1 protein-coding gene is annotated in these 20,901 nt (G+C 73.8%); it reads left to right on the top strand.

Going from position 1 to position 20,901, the window contains the following annotated elements; all coding sequences use genetic code 11:
* Nucleotides 1-68 precede the first annotated feature (68 nt).
* Nucleotides 69-20,901: non-ribosomal peptide synthase/polyketide synthase (locus G6038_RS23885; protein ID WP_240918701.1), on the top strand; the 20,833-nt coding region annotated here is incomplete at its 3' end.

Raw genomic sequence — 20,901 nt, 5'->3', positions numbered from 1 at the left:
GGGTTTTCCTGCACGGTGCCGGGGGGTGCCAGGACACCACTGGAATCACTTTCGTGAAGGGGAGTTCGTTGCAAGAGCGGCTGCACATTCCGCCCGGGGCCTTCCCGTTGTCATCTGCCCAGCGGTCGATCTGGTTCGCGCAACAGCTGGCACCCGAGGTGCCCGTCTGCATCGCCCAGTACGTCGACCTGCCCGGGGACCTCGATCTGGATCTGCTGCGCGAGGCCGCGCACGAGGCCGCCCGCGAGTTCCAGTCGCCGTACCTGCGGGTCGTCGACGTCGACGGTGAGCCGTATCAGTACGTCGATCCCGACCTCGACCGCAGCGACATCCCGCTGCTGGACTTCTCCGATGCGCCCGATCCGATGGCCGCGGCGCAGCAGTGGATGAACACCGACTACGCCACCCCGGTCGATCTGGCCCGCGACCCGCTGGTGAACATGACGATCCTGCGGATCGGTGAGCAACGGCATCTGTGGTACAGCCGGATCCACCACGTAGCCCTCGACGGCTTCGGTGCCATGACGATGGTCAATCGGATCGCCGCGCTGTACTCGGCGGCCCACGAGGACCGCGCCCCCGAACCACCCACCGCCGCCGACCTGCACGCCCTCTACCAGTCCGACCTCGACTACCGTGGTTCGACCCGGTACGCGAGCGACCGGGACTACTGGATCGGACGGGTCGCCGGACTCGAGGACGGATCGACCCTGGCTCGGCGGACGGTGCCGACCGCCGCGCGCAGCACCCTCGAGAGTGTCACCCTGCCCGACGACCTGGTCGCCCGGTTGACCGACGCCGATGCCACGAGCGGATCGTCGGCGGCCGCGACGGTGGTCGCGGCGGCCGCGTGCTACCTCTCCCGGCTGACCGGCCGCGCCGACGTGATGCTCAATCTGCCGGTGTTCGCGCGCACCACCGCGGCGGCGAAACGCTCCGGCGGCATGCTCGTCAACACCGCGCCGCTGCACATCCGCCTCGAAGCCGGCGACACCCGCGCCGACCTGGTGCAGCGGGCCCAGCTGGAACTGACCGGTGCGCTGCGCCACCAGCGGTTCAGCCTCGAGGACCTCCGCCGCGAGACCGGCACCGCCGGCCGGGCCCACAGCTACGGCGGACCGATGATCAACGTGATGCTCTTCCGGCAGGAGATCACCCTCGGCCCGGTCCGTGGCGAGTTCCACATCATGACCTCGGGTCCGGTCGACGACCTGCTGGTCAACATCTACCAGAGCGGCACCCCCGCCCGGACGTTCCTGGACTTCCGCGGCAACCCCAACCAGTACGAGCCGGACGAACTGCGCGAACACCACGGCAACTTCGTCGAACTGCTCGCCGAATTCCTGCGGGCCGACCCGGACACGCCGGTCGCCCGCATCCACCGCGCGACCGCCGCCGTCGCCGAGCGCCTGCGGCGCGATGCCGACGTCGAGCGGTTCTGGCGTGCCGCCCTGGCCGGGGCGCCCGAGCATCTCGAGCTGCCCGTCGACCGCCGCCGCACCGGTCCGCGCACGCGCACCGCCGCCCGCCTCGACGTGCCGGTCCCCGCCGCGCTCGGGGAACGGATCGCCGAACTCGCCCGGCGCCACGGCGCCACCTCCACCGAACTGCTGCACGCCGCCGCCGCGGTGCTCGTCGGCCGGCTCACCGCCGGCACCGACACTCTCGTCGGCGTCCCCGCACCCGCCGGGGCGCTGCCGCTGCGGGTGCGGCTCGACGAGAGCGAGCCGTTCGCCGGGCTCCTCGGCCGGGTCATCGCGATCCACGCCGCCGCCACCGCCCACGCCGACGTGCCGGCGGACCGGCTCGCCCGGACCTTCGACGCGCAGCACGTGCCGACCCTGCCGGTGCTGCTCGACAGCGGCGACACCGCCGGGGACGGCGGGCTCGCGCACGCCGAGCTCGCGGTGCACACCGCGACCGGCCCCGACGGCGCCCGCCTGAGGTGTAGGTACGCCGCCGACCTCTTCGACACCGACACCGCGCGATCGTTCTGCGAACGTTTGCTGAGGATCCTGGATGCCGTCACCGCCGACCCGGCGGCGCCGATCGGGGACGTCGACATCGTCTTCCCGGACGAGGCGGCGGAGCTGAGCCCGGTGCGCGGACTGCCCGGCTCGTCCCCGCAGCTGTGGCCCGAGATCCTCGCCTCCGTGGCCTCGCACGTGCCCGACGCGAGGGCCCTGGAATTCGAGGGCCGCACGATGACGTACGGGGAGCTCGACGCCTGGTCCAACCGGGTCGCCCGGGTGCTGATCGACGCCGGCGCCGGCCCGGAGACGTTCGTCGCCCTCGGCATCGCCCGGTCCCTCGAATCCGTGGCTGCGGTCTGGGCGGTGGCCAAGTCCGGCGCCGCGTACATGCCGGTCGACCCGGCCTACCCGGCCGAGCGGATCGAGTACATGCTCGCCGACTCCGGCGCCGTCCTCGGCGTGACCACCACTGCCCACCGCGACGGCTTGCCCGCCGACGTGCCGTGGCTGGTGCTCGACGACGCGGAGTTCGTCGCGGCGCTGGACTCGGTCTCCGACGCGCCGCTGTCGGACCTCGACCGTCGTGGCGCGCTGCACTTCGACCATCCCGCCTACCTGATCTACACCTCAGGGTCCACCGGTCGCCCGAAGGGCGTGGTGGTGCCACACCGCGGACTGGCGAACCTGTGCGCCGAACTGCACGGCCGGCACGGCCCGACCCCGCACTCGCGGGTCTCGCACTTCTCGTCCCCGAGCTTCGACGCCTCGGTGTACGAGTACATGACCGCATTCGCGATCGGTGCCACCCTCGTCGTGGTGCCTCCGACGATCTACGGCGGCGAGGAACTGGCCCGCTTCTTCCGCGAGCAGCGCATCACCCACGCCTTCTCCACTCCCGCGGCGCTGGCCTCCGTCGATCCGGAGGGTATCGCCGTCGAGTCGGTCACCGTGGCCGGGGACGCGTGCCCGCCCGAACTCGTCGCCCGCTGGTCCCGGGGCCGGCGGATGTTCAACGCGTACGGCCCGACCGAGTGCACGATCGTCGTCAACATCTGCGGTCCGCTCGCGCCGGCCCCCACGATCCCGATCGGCACGCCCGTGCGCGGCACGCACGAGGTCGTCCTGGACTCCCGGCTGCGGCCGGTGCCGATCGGCGTCGCCGGCGAGTTGTACATCGCCGGCCCGGGCATCACCCGGGGCTACCGCGGCAAGCCCGGGCTCAGCGCCGGCCGGTTCGTCGCCGACCCGTTCGGGGCGCCGGGGGAGCGGATGTACCGCACCGGCGACGTGGTGCGCTGGCGGCGCGACGGCGCCCTCGAATACCTCGGCCGCTCCGACTTCCAGGTCAAGGTCCGCGGCTTCCGCATCGAACTCGGCGAGATCGACGCGGTCCTGACCGTCCACGAGGACGTCACGTTCGCGGTGACGATCGGGCACACCGCCCCGTCCGGCGACACCGTCCTGGTGTCCTACGTGCTGCCCGCGACCGGGCGCACCGCCGAACCCGCCACCCTCGCCGCGTACCTGTCGCGGAGTCTGCCGGCGCACATGGTGCCCACGGCGATCGTCGTCCTCGACGAGATCCCGCTCACCCCGGTCGGCAAGCTCGACCGCCGTGCCCTGCCCGTGCCCGTGTTCGCGGCGGACGGCACCACCTACGTCGCGCCGTCCACCGACGCCGAGAAGACGGTGGCGCAGGTGTTCGTCGAGCTCCTCGGCGTCGACCGCGTCGGTCTCGACGACAGCTTCTTCGAGCTCGGCGGCAACTCGCTGATCGCCACCCGGGTCGTCGCCCGCATCAACGCCGCCCTCGGCACCGACCTGGGGGTGCGGGCACTGTTCGAGGCCCCCACGGTGCGGACCCTCGCCGCCCTCACCGCCGGCGCCGGCACGGGCACCCGGGTGCCGCTGGTCGCCGGGCCCCGCCCGGGGGTGCTGCCGGTCTCCGCGGCCCAGCAGCGGATGTGGTTCGTCAACCAGCTCGACACCGCCTCGCCGGCCTACAACATCCCGATGGCGATCCGGCTGCGCGGCCGGCTCGACCGCGACGCGCTCGCCACCGCCGTCACCGATGTGCTCGCCCGCCACGAGGCGCTGCGCACCGAGTTCCCGGCCACGGCCGACGGCCCCGTCCAGCGGATCCGCCCGGTCGAGCAGGTGCACCTCGATCTCGCCGCGACGACCGTCGCCGCCGGCGAGCTGCCGCAGCGGGTGGCCGCCGAGGTCACCGCGGGGTTCGATGTGGCCGTGCAGGTGCCGGTGCGGGCGCGGTTGTTCGCGCTGGGCGACGGGGAGCATGTGCTGGTGTTCGTGGTGCATCACATCGCGGCGGACGGGGCGTCGATGGCGCCGCTGGCCCGGGATCTGATGACCGCCTACGCGGCCCGCACCGGCGGCCGCGCCCCCCACTGGACGCCCCTGGAGGTGCAGTACGCCGACTACGCGCTGTGGCAGCGGCAGGTCCTCGGCGACCCGGCCGATCCGGACTCGCTCGCCGCCGCCCAGCTGCGGTACTGGCACGAAACCCTGTCCGGCGCACCGGAAGTACTGGCGCTGCCCACCGACCGGCCCCGCCCGCCGCAGCAGTCGTTCCGCGGCGCCACCGTCCGCTTCGAGGTCGGGTCCGAGCTGTACCGGGCGGTCGGCGACCTGGCCCGCACGCACGGCGCCACCCCCTTCATCACGGTGCACGCGGCCCTGGCGGTGCTGCTGGCCCGGCTCTCGGGCAGCGACGACATCACCGTGGGCACCCCCGTCTCCGGTCGCGGCGACCGCGCCCTCGACGATCTGGTCGGCATGTTCGTCAACACCGTCGTGCTGCGCACCCCCGTCCCCGCACAGCAGAGCTTCGCCGAGCATCTGACCCACGTCCGCGACCGCGACGTCGACGCCCTCGCCCACGCCGATCTGCCGTTCGACGCCCTCGTCGACGCCGTCACCGACCACCGATCCGAGGCCTACGCGCCCCTGTTCCAGGTGATGCTGGCCTTCCAGAACAACGAGTCCGCGCACCTGCAGCTGCCCGACCTGACCGTCGACGTCGCCGAAATCGACACCGGCACCACCAAATACGACCTGCATCTGATGCTGACCGAAGTCCCCGGAGACGACGGCGCCCCCGCCGCCCTCACCGGCGCCCTGTCCTACGCGACCGACCTGTTCGACGCCGGCACCGTCACCGCACTCGCCGACCGCTTCGTGCGGCTGCTCACCGCCGTGACCACCACCCCGCACGTGCCCGTCGGCGACCTCGACCTGCTCGAGGAGGGCGAACGCGAGCTGATCCTGCGACGCTGGAACGCCACCGACGCCCCCCGCAGCCCGCATACCCTCGCCGACCTGTTCGCCCGGCAGGCCGCCCGCACCCCCGACGCGGTCGCCGTCGTCTTCGGCGACGAGGCCCTGACCTACGCCGAGTTCGATGCCCGCACCAACCGGCTCGCCCGGCATCTGATCGCCGAGGGCGTCGGCCCGGACCGCCTCGTCGGGCTCGCGATGCGACGCTCGGTCGAGCTGCTCGTCGGGATGTACGCGGTGATCAAGGCCGGCGGCGCCTACCTGCCGCTCGACCCCGACCATCCCGCCGACCGGCTCGAATACGTCCTGGGCAACGCCCGTCCGGTGTGTGTGCTGACCACCGCCGCCGACCGGACGATCCTCCCCACCCCCGCGCCGATCCTCGAGGTCGATCGCCTCGACCTGACCGGCGCATCCGACGCCCCCGTCACCCCGGACGAGCGCGCCGCCCCGCTGACGGGCGACCATCTCGCCTACGTGCTGTACACCTCCGGGTCCACCGGCCGACCCAAGGGAGTCGCGGTCGCTCACGCCGCGATCGTCAACCGGCTGCGGTGGATGCAGCACGCCTATCCGCTCACCGCCGAGGACACCGTCCTGCAGAAGACACCGTTCACGTTCGACGTGTCGGTGTGGGAGTTCTTCTGGCCGCTGCACACCGGGGCGCGCCTCGTCGTCGCCGCGCCCGACGGGCACCGCGACCCCGCCTACCTCACCGCCGTCGTCGAACAGCAGCACGTCACCGTGGCGCACTTCGTGCCGTCCATGCTCGCGGTGTTCGTCGCCGCCACCGACCCGGCCCGCTGCACGTCGCTGCGATTGCTGTTCTGCAGCGGCGAGGCGCTGCCCCCGTCCACGGTCGCCGCGGCCCGCGCCGCCTTCCCCGCCGCGGCCCTGCACAACCTGTACGGGCCCACCGAGGCCGCCGTCGACGTCACGTTCTGGGCCTGCACCGCCGACGACGTCGACATCGTGCCGATCGGCGCCCCGGTGTGGAACACCCGCGTCCACGTCCTCGATGCGCGGCTGCACCCGGTTCCCGTCGGCGCCGTGGGGGAGCTGTACCTGTCCGGCATCCAGCTCGCCCGCGGCTATGTCGGGCGCGGCGACCTGACCGCCGACCGGTTCGTCGCCGATCCGTTCGGTCCGTCCGGCACCCGCATGTACCGCACCGGCGATCTCGTGTCCTGGCGCCGCGACGGCAATCTGATCTACCTCGGTCGCACCGATTTCCAGGTCAAGCTCCGGGGCCTGCGGATCGAGCTCGGTGAGATCGAGCAGGCGTTGCTCGCCGATCCGGCCGTCGCGCAGGCCGCGGTCGTGGTGCACCGGCCCGCCGCCGGCGGCTCCGACGGCTCCGACGGGGTGCTCGTCGCGTACGTCGTGCCCGAACCCGGCCGGAACATCGATACCGCGGCGAGCCGCGAGGTCGATACCGCGGCCCTCCTCGGGGCGGCCGCGACCCGGCTGCCCGGCTACATGGTGCCCGCCCACGTCGTGGTCCTCGACCGGTTCCCGCTCAACCCCAACGGCAAGCTCGACCGCAAGGCACTGCCCGACCCGGACTTCACCTCCGGGCGGGCGGCGGAGCACGTCGCGCCGCGCACCCCGGTCGAGCAGGTCCTGGCCGAGGTCTTCGCCGGCCTGCTCGGGGTGGAGCGTCTCGGCGTGCACGACAGCTTCCTGGATCTGGGCGGCAATTCGCTGCTGGCCATGCGGCTGGCCGCGCGGATCGCCGCCGCGACCGGCACCGATGTGGGCGTGCGTGATCTGTTCGACGTGCCCACCGTCGCCGCGCTGGCCGAGCGGCTCCGCGACCGCGACGCCGCGGCGCGGCCCGCGCTGACCGCCGCAGCGACCCGGCCCCCCACGATCCCGCTGTCCCCGGCCCAGCAGCGCATGTGGTTCATCAACCAGTTCGACACGACCTCCCCCGCCTACAACATCGCCGTCGCACTGCGTCTGACCGGGGAGCTGGACCACGCGGCGCTGCGGGCCGCCGCCGCCGACGTCGCCGCGCGCCACGAGACGCTGCGCACCCGCTACCCGCTCACCGACGACGGCCCGATCCAGGTCGTGCTGCCGATCGCCGTGGCGCAGCCCGACTTCACCGTCACCCGCGTCGAGACCGAGGACACGGTGCCCGCGCACATCGATCGGATCGTCGGCGCCGGGTTCGACGTCGCCACCGAGGTGCCGGTGCGGATCCGGCTGCTCACCCTCACCGACACCGACCACGTGCTGGTCCTGGTCGTGCACCACATCGCCGCCGACGGCTTCTCGATGGGACCGCTGGGGCGAGATCTGATGACTGCGTACGCCGCCCGCGCCGGTGGCCACGCCCCCGATCGGTCGCCGCTGCCGGTGCAGTACGCCGACTACACGCTGTGGCAGCACACCGTGCTGGGCGACGAGTCCGATCCCGCCTCCATCGCCGCCCGGCAGCTCGCGTTCTGGCACGACGCGCTGGCCGGGGCGCCGGAACTGCTCGAACTGCCGTGGGACCGGCCCCGCCCGGTGCAGCAGTCCGGACGCGGCGCCCGCGTGGCGTTCGAGATCGGCGCCGACACCCACCGCCGCATGCTCGAGCTGGCCCGCGAGCACGACGCGTCGCTGTTCATGGTCGTGCATGCGGCGCTGGCGGTGCTGCTGGCCCGGCTGTCCACCCACGACGACATCGTGGTCGGCAGCCCCGTCGCCGGGCGCGGTGACCGCGCCCTCGACGATCTGGTCGGCATGTTCGTCAACACCGTGGTACTGCGGGCCCGGGTGGACGAACGCGAACGGTTCGACTCGCTGTTGCGGCGGGTGCGTTCGGCGGATCTGGCGGCGTTCGGCCAGGCCGACGTCCCGTTCGAGCGGCTCGTCGAGGCCCTCGACCCGCCCCGGTCGACGTCCTACCCCCCGCTGTTCCAGGTGCTGCTCGAGTTCCAGGACATCGAGCATCCCGAGATCGCGCTCCCGGGAGCGACCGCGCGGGTGCTCGACCTCGATCCCGGCCTGTCCCCGTTCGACCTGCAGCTGTCGATCGCCGAGCGGCCCGGCGGCGAATCCGGCGTGCGCGCGGCGTTCACCTACGCCACCGACCTGTTCGACGCGGACACGGTCGCCTCGTTCGCGGACCGGTTCGCGCGGATCCTCGACGCCGTCACCGCGGACGCGTCCGTGACGGTGGGGGACGTGGAGATCGTCACCCCGCGTGAACTCGCCACCCTGGCCCCGGCGCGGGGCCGGCCCGCTGTCTCCCCGCAGCTGTGGCCCGAACTGCTGTCGTCGGTGGCGGCGATCGTGCCGGAGGCGGTGGCCCTGTCCTTCGACGGCCGCACCGTCACCTACGGTGAGCTCGACGCCTGGTCGAACCGGCTCGCCCGCGTCCTCACGAGCCACGGTGTCGGCCCGGAATCCTTTGTGGCCCTGGGAATTTCGCGTTCGATCGAATCGGTCGCGGCGGTGTGGGCGGTGACCAAGTCGGGGGCGGCGTTCGTCCCCGTCGACCCCGGCTACCCGCCCGAGCGGATCGCCTACATGCTCGACGACTGCCGGGCCACCCTCGGCCTGACCACCACCGCCCACCGCGACGTGTGGCCCGCGGACGCGGTGTCGTGGTTGCTGCTCGACGACCCCGGCCTGCGCCGCCGGCTCGACGACGTCTCGTCCGCCCCGGTCACCGACGACGACCGCCGTGTCCCGCTGCGGTACGACCATCCGGCATACCTGATCTACACCTCCGGCTCGACCGGCCGCCCCAAGGGCGTCGTCGTCACCCACCGCGGCCTGACCAACCTCAACGCCGAAGTGCGCGAACACTTCTCGATCACCCATCGGGCCCGCGTCTCGCACCTGGCGTCGCCGAGCTTCGACGCGTCCCTCTTCGAGCTGACCAAGGCGTTCTGCGCCGGCGCCACCCTCGTCATCGTGCCGCCCAGCGTCTACGGCGGCGAGGAACTCGCCCGCATCCTGCGCGAGGAACGCATCACCCACGCGTTCATCACCCCCACCGCCCTCGCCTCCCTCGATCCCGCGGGCCTCGACGAGCTGCGCGTGCTCGTCGTCGCCGGGGAGGCCTGCCCGCCGGAACTGGTCGACCGCTGGGCGCCGGGCCGCCACATGTACAACGGCTACGGCCCGTCCGAGGCCACCATCGAGACCAGCGTCAGCCCCGACATGCGCCCGGACACCACCGTCACCGTCGGTGGCCCCGCCATCGGCTTCCACGAGGTCGTCCTCGACGAACGGCTGCGGCCCGTCCCCATCGGGGTCGCCGGGGAGCTCTACATCGCCGGCGCCGGCCTGGCCCGCGGCTACCACCGCCGTCCCGGCCTCACCGCGGCCCGGTTCGTCGCCGACCCGTTCGGCGCGCCGGGGGAGCGGATGTACCGCACCGGCGACGTGGTGCGCTGGCGCACCGACGGCACCGTCGAATACCTCGGCCGCTCCGACTTCCAGGTCAAGGTCCGCGGCTTCCGCATCGAACTCGGCGAGATCGACACCGCCCTCGCCGCCCACGACGACGTCGCCTTCGCGGTGACACTCGGGCACACCACCCCGTCCGGCGACACCGCCCTCGTCGCCTACGTCCTGCCGGAGACCGGCCACCACGTCGACACCGCCGCGCTGCGGGGGCACGTCGCCGGGCAACTGCCGGCGCACATGGTGCCCGCCGCGATCGTCGTCCTCGACGAGATCCCGCTCACCCCGGTCGGCAAGCTCGACCGCCGCGCCCTGCCGGTACCCGACCTGTCGGCCACCGGCGAATACCGCGCCCCGGCCACCGAGACCGAGGCCGCCATCGCCGACATCGTCGCCGAGGCCCTCGGCCACGAGAAGGTCTCCGTCGACGACAGCTTCTTCGAGCTCGGCGGCAACTCGCTGATCGCCACCCGTGTCGTCGCCCGCATCAACGGCGCCCTCGGCACCGACGCCGGCGTGCGGGTGCTGTTCGAGGCCCCGACCGTGCGGACCCTGGCCGCACGCATCCTCGACGACCACGCCGGTGGCACCCGCGTCCCCCTCACCGCGGGCCCGCGCCCCGACCGGATCCCGTTGTCCCCACCCCAGCAGCGGATGTGGTTCGTCAACCAGTTCGACACCGCCTCGGCCGCCTACAACATCCCCCTGGCGATCCGGCTGACCGGCCGCCTCGACCGGGCGGCGCTCACCGCCGCGGTGCACGACCTGATCGCCCGCCACGAAACCCTGCGCACCTGGTACCCGAACGAGAACACCGGACCGGCGCAGCTGGTCACCGACCCCGCCCAGGCCACCCCCGACCTCGATCCGGTCCCGATCGCCGCCGGCGAGCTGCCGCAGCGGGTGGCCGCCGAGGTCACCGCGGGGTTCGATGTGGCCGTGCAGGTGCCGGTGCGGGCGCGGTTGTTCGCGCTGGGCGACGGGGAGCATGTGCTGGTGTTCGTGGTGCATCACATCGCGGCGGACGGGGCGTCGATGGCGCCGCTGGCCCGGGATCTGATGACCGCCTACGCGGCCCGCACCCGGGGACAGGAGCCGGCGTGGGCGCCGCTCCCGGTGCAGTACGCCGACTACGCGCTGTGGCAGCGGCAGGTCCTCGGCGATCCGGCCGATCCGGACTCGCTCGCCGCCCGGCAGCTCGAGTTCTGGCGCACCGCCCTGGCCGACCTGCCCGAGATCCTGCCCCTGCCCACCGACCGGCCCCGCCCGCCGCACCAGTCGTTCCGCGGCGCCACCGTCCGCTTCGACGTCGAGCCCGAACTGCACCGCCGGCTCGCCGACCTCGCAGTCGCCCACGGCGCCACCGTGTTCATGGCCGTGCACGCCGCCCTGGCGGTGCTGCTGGCCCGGCTCTCGGGCAGTGACGACATCGCCGTGGGCACCCCCATCGCCGGCCGGGGACACCGCGCCCTCGACGATCTGGTGGGCATGTTCGTCAACACCCTGGTGCTGCGCACCCCCGTCGCCCCCGCCCTGCCGTTCACCGACCACCTCGAACGCACCCGCGAGGTCGACCTCGCCGCCTTCGGGCACGCCGAGCTGCCCTTCGAGAAGCTCGTCGACGCCCTCGCCCCCACCCGCGCCACCGACCACGCCCCGCTCGTGCAGGTGGTCCTCGAGTTCCAGAACAACGAACGCGCCCACCTCGCGCTGCCCGACCTGACCGTGGACGCCCTCGACGCCGACGCCCCCGTCGCCAAGTTCGACCTGCAGCTGACCATGGGGGAGAACCCGGCCGCCGGCGCCGACCCCGCCGGCATGACCGGCGCCTTCACCTACGCCACCGACCTGTTCGACGCCGACACCGTCACCGCGTTCGCCGACCGGTTCCTGCGGGTCCTCACCGCCGTCACGGCCGACCCGGCCCGGCCCGTCGGCGACCTCGACCTGCTCGACCCCGCCGAACAGCCCGCCGCCGCGCGACGCCCCGACCCCGACCGGCACGCCCAGACCATCCCCGCCCTCTTCGCCCGGTCCGTCGCCGCAGCACCCGACACGGTCGCGATCACCGCCCCCACCGACCCGGCCACCCCGACGCTGACCTACCGCGAGCTCGCCGCGCGGGCCCGTCGCCTCGCCCGGGACCTGATCGCGCACGGCGCCGGACCCGACCGGCTCGTCGCCGTCGCCGTGCCCCGCTCGACCGACCTGATCGTCACGCTGCTCGCCGTCCTCGAGACCGGCGCCGGATACCTGCCCGTCGACGTGTCCTACCCGCCGGAGCGGCTCGCGTTCCTCTTCGACGACGCCCGGCCGGTCTGCATCGTCACCACCGCCGCCGACGCCGGCACCCTGCCCGCCGGGGACGCCCCGGTGCTGCTGCTCGACACCCCGGACACCGCCGCCCGGCTCGCGGAACTGCCCGACGGCCCGCTCACCGACACCGACCGGCTCGGTGCGCTGCGCCCGGACCACACCGCCTACGTCATCTACACCTCCGGCTCGACCGGCCGTCCCAAGGGCGTGGTCGTCCCGCACCGCAACGTCGTCACCCTCCTCGCCGAAACCCACGACCGGTTCGGATTCGACGAGCACGACGTGTGGACCATGTTCCACTCGTACGCCTTCGACTTCTCGGTGTGGGAACTGTGGGGCGCACTCGCCTACGGCGGCCGTCTCGTCGTCGTCGACCACCACACCGCCCGCTCCCCGGAGGCGTTCCTCGACCTGCTGCGCCGCGAGCACGTCACCGTGCTCAACCAGACACCCACCGCGTTCTACCAGCTGATCGAGGCCGACCGCGCCGCCGGCGAGCACTCCCTGTCGCTGCGCTACGTCGTCTTCGGCGGCGAAGCCCTCGACCTCGCCCAGCTCGAACGCTGGTACCGCCGTCACCCGGACACCGCGCCGGTGCTGGTGAACATGTACGGCATCACCGAGACCACCGTGCACGTGACCCTGCAGCCGCTGGACCGGCAGTTCGCCGCGACCGCCTCGGCCAGCGTCATCGGCGACGCCATCCCCGGACTGACGGTGCACGTCCTCGACCGGCGGCTGCATCCCGTGCCGGTCGGCGTGATCGGCGAGATGTACGTCTCCGGCGGGCAGGCCGCCCGCGGCTACCTGGGCCGCCCCGACCTGACCGCCGCGCGCTTCGTCGCCGACCCGTTCGGCGGTCCCGGCGCCCGCATGTATCGCACCGGCGACCTCGCCCGCCGGCGCCGCGACGGCCGGCTCGACTACGTCGGCCGCAGCGACTTCCAGGTGCAGCTGCACGGCTTCCGCATCGAACTGGGGGAGGTGGAGGCGGCGTTGCTGCGCTGCCCCGGCGTCGCCCGCGCCGTCGTCGTGCTCCACCGCGACGACCCCGCCGCCGACCGCCTCGTCGGGTACGTGGTTCCGGAGACCGGCGCGACCGTGGATGTGGCCGCCACGCTGAACCGGGTCGCCGGTGACCTCGCCGCCTACATGGTCCCGGCCACCCTCGTCGTCCTCGACACCCTGCCGGTCACGGCCACCGGCAAGCTCGACCGCAAGGCGCTGCCCGACCCCGACTTCGGTGCGCTGGCCACCGAGACCCGTGCCCCCGCCGGCCACCTCGAAAGGCAGCTCGTCGACCTGTTCGCGCAGGTCCTCGGCCTCGAGACGGTCGGGGTGGACGACTCGTTCTTCGCGCTCGGTGGCGACAGCATCATGTCCATCCAGCTGGTCTCGCGCGCCCGGGCCGCCGGGATCGAGCTGACCCCCCGGGATGTGTTCGAACGCAAGACCCCCGCAGCGCTCGCCGCCGTCGCCACCCTCGGCGACGGCCCGGCCGTCCTCGCCGAGCTGCCCGGACGCGGCGTCGGTCCCGTGCCGCTGACCCCGATCGTGCGGTGGATGCTCGAACGGGGCGGCAGCATCGACCGCTACTCCCAGGCCGCGCTGCTGCGGCTGCCCGCCGGCCTGGACCGCGTCACCCTCGCGGCCACACTGCAGGCGGTGCTGGACCGGCACGACATGCTCCGCGCCCGCCTCGTCCCCGACGTGGACGACCCCGCCGGGGTCGGCCTGCAGGTCCGCGGTCCCGGCGCGGTCACCGCCGACACGCTGATCCACCGCGTCCCCGTCACCACCGCCGCCGACACCGACGACTTCTTCGCCCTCGCCGCCGCCGAACTCGACGCCGCTGCCGACCGGCTCGACACCGCCGCCGGAATCCTGCTGCAGGCGGTGTGGTTCGACGCCGCCGCCGGCTCCGGGCGTCTGCTGCTGGTCGTACACCACCTCGCCGTCGACGGCGTGTCCTGGCGCATCCTCGTGCCCGACCTCGCGGCCGCGTGGGCCGCCGCCCTCCGCGGCACCACGGTCGAGGAGCCCCCCACCGGCACCTCCGTGCGGCGCTGGGCGCACGCCCTCGTCGAGGCCGCACACCGGTCCGACCGCGTCGCCGAACTCGACCGCTGGACCGCGATCCTCGACGGCGACGACCCGCTGCTCGGGGACCGTCCCCTCGACCCGGTCGTCGACACCAACGCCACGGTCCGCACCGTCTCCACCGACCTGCCCGCCGACGTCACCGCCGCGCTGCTGACCGCGGTGCCCGGCGCGTTCCACGGCACCGTCAACGACGGCCTGCTCACCGCCCTGGCCCTGGCGGTCACCGCCTGGCGCCGCGACCGCGGCACCGGCGTCGACGACGTGCTGGTCGGCCTCGAGGGACACGGCCGGGAGACCGCCGTCGCCCCGGGCGCGGACCTGTCCCACACCGTCGGCTGGTTCACCACCATCCATCCGGTCCGGCTCGACCTGAGCGGCGTCGACCTGCCGGACGCGCTGCGCGGCGGTGACGCCGCCGGTGCCGCGATCAAGGCCGTCAAGGAACAGCTCGCCGCCGTCCCCGACCACGGCATCGGGTTCGGCCTGCTGCGGTACCTCAACGCCGACACCGCCGCCCGGCTGCGGACCCGCCCCGCCCCGCAGATCAGCTTCAACTACCTCGGCCGCCTCACCCCGGCCCTCACCGAAGCGGACACCCCGTGGCTGCCGGTCGACGCCTTCGACCGCGGCGGCGCCCAGAGCCCGGACATGCCGGCCGCCGCCGTCGTCGACATCAACGCCGTGACCGTGCCCACCCTCGACGGGCCCGTGCTGCGCGCCACCTTCTCCTACCCGCAGCACCTGCTCGGCGACGCCGACGTCGCCGCCCTCACCGACCGGTGGGCGGCCGCGGCCACCGCCCTGACCCGGCATGCCCGCGCCCCGCACGCCGGTGGCCTGACCCCGTCCGACGTGCCCCTCGTCGCCCTCGACCAGCCCACCCTCGACCGCCTCGAACGCCACTACCGGGCGGCCGGGCACGACACCGGCCTGGCCACCGTGTGGCCCGTCGCCCCGTTACAGGCCGGGTTGCTGTTCCACGCCCTGCTCGCCGAGCAGTCCGCCGACGCCTACGTCGTGCAACTCGTCCTCGACCTGCACGGCACCGTCGACCCGGACCGGCTGCGCCGCGCCGCGCAGCTGCTGCTCGACCGGCACCCCAACCTGCGGGCCGCGTTCGCCGACGACGGGTCCGGCGGCTTCGTCCAGGTCGTCCCCGCCCGCGTCGAACTGCCCTGGACGGTGCTGGACCTGACCGGCCTCGACGATCCGGACCGTCAGGCGACGCGCCTGCTCGACGAGGACCGCCGCACCCGATTCGACACCGCCGTCGCCCCGCTGCTGCGCGCCACCCTCGTCCGGGTCGCCGCCGACCGGTACCGGCTGGCCCTGACCAATCACCACATCCTGCTCGACGGCTGGTCCACGCCGCTGCTGGTCCAGGATCTGCTGCTGCTGTACGCCACCGACGGCGACACCGGCGCACTCGGCCGGCCCCGCAGCTACGGCGACTACCTGCGCTGGCTGGCCGGGCAGGACCCCGACACCGCCGCGGACGCCTGGGCCCACACCCTCGCCGGTCTCGACGAGCCCACCCTGCTCGCCCCCGCGCATCGCCCCGGCCGCACCGCCGCGGTCTCGCAGGACCTCGACCTGGACCTGCCGTCCGACCTCGCCGCGCGCCTCGACGCCGTCGCCACCGACCGCGGTGTGACCGTCAACACCCTGGTGCAGACCGCGTGGGCGCTCGTGCTCGGCGCGCTCACCGGCCGCCACGACGTCGTCTTCGGCGCCACCGTCTCCGGCCGGCCCCCGCAGGTCGCCGGCATCGAGTCGATGATCGGGCTGTTCATCAACACCGTCCCCGTCCGGATCACCGTGCGGCCCGCCGAGACCCTCGGCGCCCTGCTCGACCGGGTGCAGGCCGAGCAGGCGGCCATGCTCGACCACCACCACATCGGTCTGAGCGCCATCGAACGCCGGGTCGGCGCGGCCGCCGGCTTCGACACCCTCACGGTGTTCGAGTCCTACCCGGTGGACCGGGCGGGCCTGACCGAGGACACCGACATCGCCGGGATGCGGGTGGCCGGCATCAGCGGCCACGACGCCGCGCACTACCCGCTGAGCATCGTCGCGCACCCGGCCGGCACCGGCGACACCGCGACCCTGCACCTGCGGCTGAAGTACCTGCCCGAGGTGTTCGACCGCCCGGCCGTCGAGACCGTCGCCCGCCGCATCGAGCGGGCCCTGACCACCCTGGCCACCGATCTCGACGCCCCGGCCGCGGCCGTCGACGTGCTCTTCGACGACGAACGCGCCGTCCTCGCTCCCGTCCGCGGTCCCGTCGGCGGCACCACCCGCACCCTGCCGGAGCTGTTCACCGCGACCGCCGCCACGCACCCGGACGCCGTCGCGATCGTCGACGGCGCCGCCCGGTGGACCTACCGCCGGCTCGACGAATGGTCCACCCGCGCCGCCCGCGTCCTGCTCGACCTCGGCGTGGGTCCGGAAACCTTCGTGGCCCTGGGGATTTCGCGATCGTTGCAGTCGGTGGCCGCGATGTGGGCGGTGACCAAGACCGGTGCCGCGTTCGTGCCCGTCGACCCGAACTATCCCACCGACCGCATCGCCTTCATGCTCGCGGACAGCGGCGCCACCCTCGGCGTGACCACCGCCGCGCACCGCGACACGCTGCCGGACACCGCCCGCTGGCTCACCGTCGACACCGACGACTTCGCCGCTCGGCTCACCGATGGCTCCACCGACCCGATCGGCGACGCCGACCGCCGCGGCCCGCTGCGCCTGGACCACCCCGCCTACCTCATCTACACCTCCGGCTCCACCGGCCGCCCGAAGGGCGTGGTGACCACCCACCGCAGCCTCGAGAACTTCGCCCTCGACCAGCGAGGCCGGTTCGGCGCCGGCCCCGGCGCGACCGTCATGCACTTCTCCTCGCCGAGCTTCGACGCCTCGATCTTCGAATACCTGCTCGCGTTCGGTTCCGGCGCCGCCCTGGCGGTCGTACCGCCCACCGTGTACGGCGGCGACGAACTCGCCCGTGTCCTGCGCGAGCACGGCGTCACCCACGGCTTCATCACCCCCGCCGCCCTGGCCTCCCTGCCCCCCGACGACCTCGACGCCTTCGCCGATCTCGCCGTCGGCGGCGAGGCCTGGCCGTCGGAACTGCGCGACACCTGGGCGCCCGGCCGGCGCCTGGTCAACGCCTACGGCCCCACCGAGACCACGATCATGGCCGCCATCAGCGCCCCGATGACCGTCGCCGGCCCCATCACGCTCGGCGGTCCGCTGCGCGGCGTCCGCGCCCTCGTGCTCGACGCCGCCCTGCGCCCCGTGCCCGTCGGCGTCGCGGGCGAGCTGTACCTCGGCGGCCTCGGCCTGGCCCGCGGCTACCACGCCCGCCCCGACCTGACGGCAGGCCGGTTCGTCGCGGACCCGTTCGGGGCACCGGGGGAACGGCTGTACCGCACCGGCGACGTGGTGCGCTGGACCGACGCCCTCGAACTCGAGTACGTGGGCCGCTCCGACTTCCAGGTCAAGGTCCGCGGCTTCCGCATCGAACTCGGCGAGATCGACGCCGCGCTGTGCAGCCACCCGGGCGTCGCGTTCGCCGCGACCCTCGGCCACACCGCCCCGTCGGGGGAGACCGTGCTCGTCGCCTACGTCCTGCCCACCCCCGGACACGACGTCGACGCCGACGCCCTGCGCGCCCACGTCGGTGACCGGCTGCCCGCGCACATGGTGCCCGCCGCGGTCGTCGCCCTCGACGAGATCCCCCTCACCCCCGTCGGCAAGCTCGACCGCCGCGCCCTGCCCGCACCGGACCTGTCCGGCGGCAGCGGCGACTACATCCCGCCCGCCGACGCACTCGAAACCGCCGTCGCCGCGGTGTTCGCCGACGTCCTCGGCGTCGACCGGGTCTCGGTCACCGACAGCTTCTTCGACGTCGGCGGCAACTCCCTCGTCGCGACCCGCGCCGCCTCCCGTCTCGGCGCCGCCCTCGGCGTCGACCTCGGGGTACGGGCCCTGTTCGAGGCCCCCACCGTCCGCGCCCTCGCCGCCCGCCTCGCCGAAACCCCGGGCGCCGAGCCGGCCACCGGCACCGGACCGGGCCGGCGCCCGCGTCCCGCCCGCATCCCGCTGTCTCCGGCCCAGCAGCGCATGTGGTTCGTCAACCAGTTCGACACCAGCTCCCCGGCCTACAACATCCCGCTCGCGATCCGGCTGACCGGACATCTGTCCGTCGCCGCGCTCGACACCGCCGTCCGGGACGTCCTGGCCCGGCACGAGAGCCTGCGCACCGTCTACCCGGCCGGCCCCGGCGGGCCCGCGCAGCGGATCCTCGACGCCGACGACGTCGGCCTCACCGTCGACGTCGTGCCCGCGACCGAGGACACCGTCGTCGCCGCCGCCGCCGAGTTCGCCGCCACCGGCTTCGACGTCACCGTCGACGTGCCGCTGCGGGCACGGGTGTACACCCTCGGCCGCGACGACCACCTCGCCGTTCTCGTCCTCCACCACATCGCCGCCGACGGCTTCTCCACCGTCCCCCTGGCCCGCGACCTGATGACCGCCTACCAATCCCGCACCCGCGGCGACGCGCCCGCCTGGGCGCCGCTCGAGGTGCAGTACGCCGACTACACCCTCTGGCAACTCGGCCGCCTCGGCGACGCCGACACCCCCGGCTCCCTCGCCGCCACCCAGCTCGACTACTGGCGCACCACCCTCGCCGGCCTGCCCGAGGTCCTCACCCTGCCCACCGACCGGCCGCGGCCCGCGCAACGGTCCTTCCGCGGCGACGTCGTCCGCTTCCCGATCGACGCCGCCCTGCACGACCGCCTCACCCGCCTCGCCCACGCCCACGGCACCACCGTGTTCATGGCCGTGCACGCCGCCCTGGCGGTGCTGCTGGCCCGGCTCTCGGGCAGTGACGACATTGCCGTGGGCACCCCCATCGCCGGCCGGGGACACCGCGCCCTCGACGACGTGGTGGGCATGTTCGTCAACACCCTGGTGCTGCGCACCCGCGTCCCCGGCCAGATCACCTACACCGACCTGCTCACCGACGTCACCACCACCGACCTCGACGCCTTCGCTCACGCCGACGTCCCCTTCGAACAGGTCGTCGAAGCCGTCGACCCCGCCCGCTCCACCGCCCACGCGCCGCTGTTCCAGGTCTCCCTCGAATTCCAGAACACCGAACGCCCCCGCCTGGAACTGCCGCACCTGACCGTCACCGGCCTGCCCCTGGATCCGACGGTGGCCAACTTCGACCTCGAACTGCTACTCGGCGAGAACCACGACGACACCGGCGCCCCCACCGGCTTCGACGCCGCCCTCGTCTACGCCACCGACCTGTTCGACGCCGACACCGTCGCCGCCGTCGCCGACCGCTTCGTCCGCCTCCTCGACGCCGTCACCGGCGACCCCGACACCCCGGTCGGGGACCTCGACCTCGTCACCGCCGACGAGACCCGCGCCCTGGTTCCCGCGCACGGTCCGCACACCCTCGGCACCCGGCTGTGGCCCCAGATCCTCGCCGACGCCGTCGCCGTCGATCCCGACGCCCTCGCCGTCGTCGACGGGCCCCGCCGCGCCACCTACCGCGATCTCGACGCCCATTCGAGCCGCCTCGCCCGGATGCTCGTCGACTACGGTGTCGGCCCCGAGACCGTCGTCGCCCTCGGCCTGCCCCGCAGCCTCGACGCCGTGACCGCGCTGTGGGCCGTGACCAAGACCGGCGCCGCCTTCGTGCCCGTCGACCCGAGCTACCCCCGCGACCGGATCGAATACATGCTCGCCGACAGCGGCGCCGCCCTCGGCCTCACCGTCACCGCCCACCGCGACGAGCTGCCAGCCACCGTGCCGTGGTTCGCCCTCGACTCCGCCACCACCGTCGCCGAACTCGCGCCGTACCCGCCCGAACCCCCGACCGACGCCGACCGCACCGCCTCCCTCGAACCCGACCATCCCGCCTACCTGATCTACACCTCCGGTTCGACCGGCCGGCCCAAGGGCGTCGTGCTCACCCACCGCGGCCTGTCCGACCTCGCCGTCGAGGAACACCTCCACCTCGACGTCCGGCCCGGCAGCCGCGTCTCGCATCTGGCCTCACCGAGCTTCGACGCTTCGGTGTTCGAACAGATGATGGCCCTCTCGGCCGGCGCCACCCTCGTGATCGTGCCCCCGACCGTGTTCGGCGGTGACGAACTCGCCGACGTCCTGCACACCGAACAGGTCACCCACGCGTTCATCACGCCCACCGCGCTGGCCTCCCTCGACCCGGACGCCGTCGACAGCCTGGGGGTGCTCCTCGTCGCCGGCGAGGCCTGCCCACCCGAACTCGTCGCCCGCTGGGCCCCCGACCGCCGCATGGTCGACGCCTACGGCCCCACCGAGGCGACCATCATGACCTCCATCAGCGACCCCCTGACGCCGGGCGAACCCGTCACCATCGGCCGGCCGACCCGCGCCTTCCACGCCGTCGTCCTCGACAGCCGGCTGCGCCCCGTGCCCGTCGGCGTCGCCGGCGAACTGTACGTCGCCGGGCCGGGCCTCGCGCGCGGCTACCACGCCCGACCCGATCTGACCGCCGCGCGCTTCGTCGCCGACCCGTTCGGCGCGCCGGGGGAGCGGATGTACCGCACCGGCGACGTCGTGCGCTGGACCAAGGAGCACGACCTCGAATACGTCGGCCGCTCCGACTTCCAGGTCAAGGTCCGTGGCTTCCGCATCGAACTCGCCGAGATCGACGCCGCGCTCACCGGACACCGGGACGTGGCGTTCGCCCACACCGTCGGCCACACGGCCCCGTCGGGGGAGACGGTCCTCGTCTCCTACGTGC

The sequence above is a fragment of the Rhodococcus sp. 14C212 genome (assembly GCF_011058195.1).
In the GTDB taxonomy this organism is placed as follows: Bacteria; Actinomycetota; Actinomycetes; order Mycobacteriales; family Mycobacteriaceae; genus Rhodococcus; species Rhodococcus aetherivorans.
The sequence above is the reverse complement of the archived record's forward strand: the minus strand, read 5'-3'. Positions and strand labels throughout refer to the sequence as shown.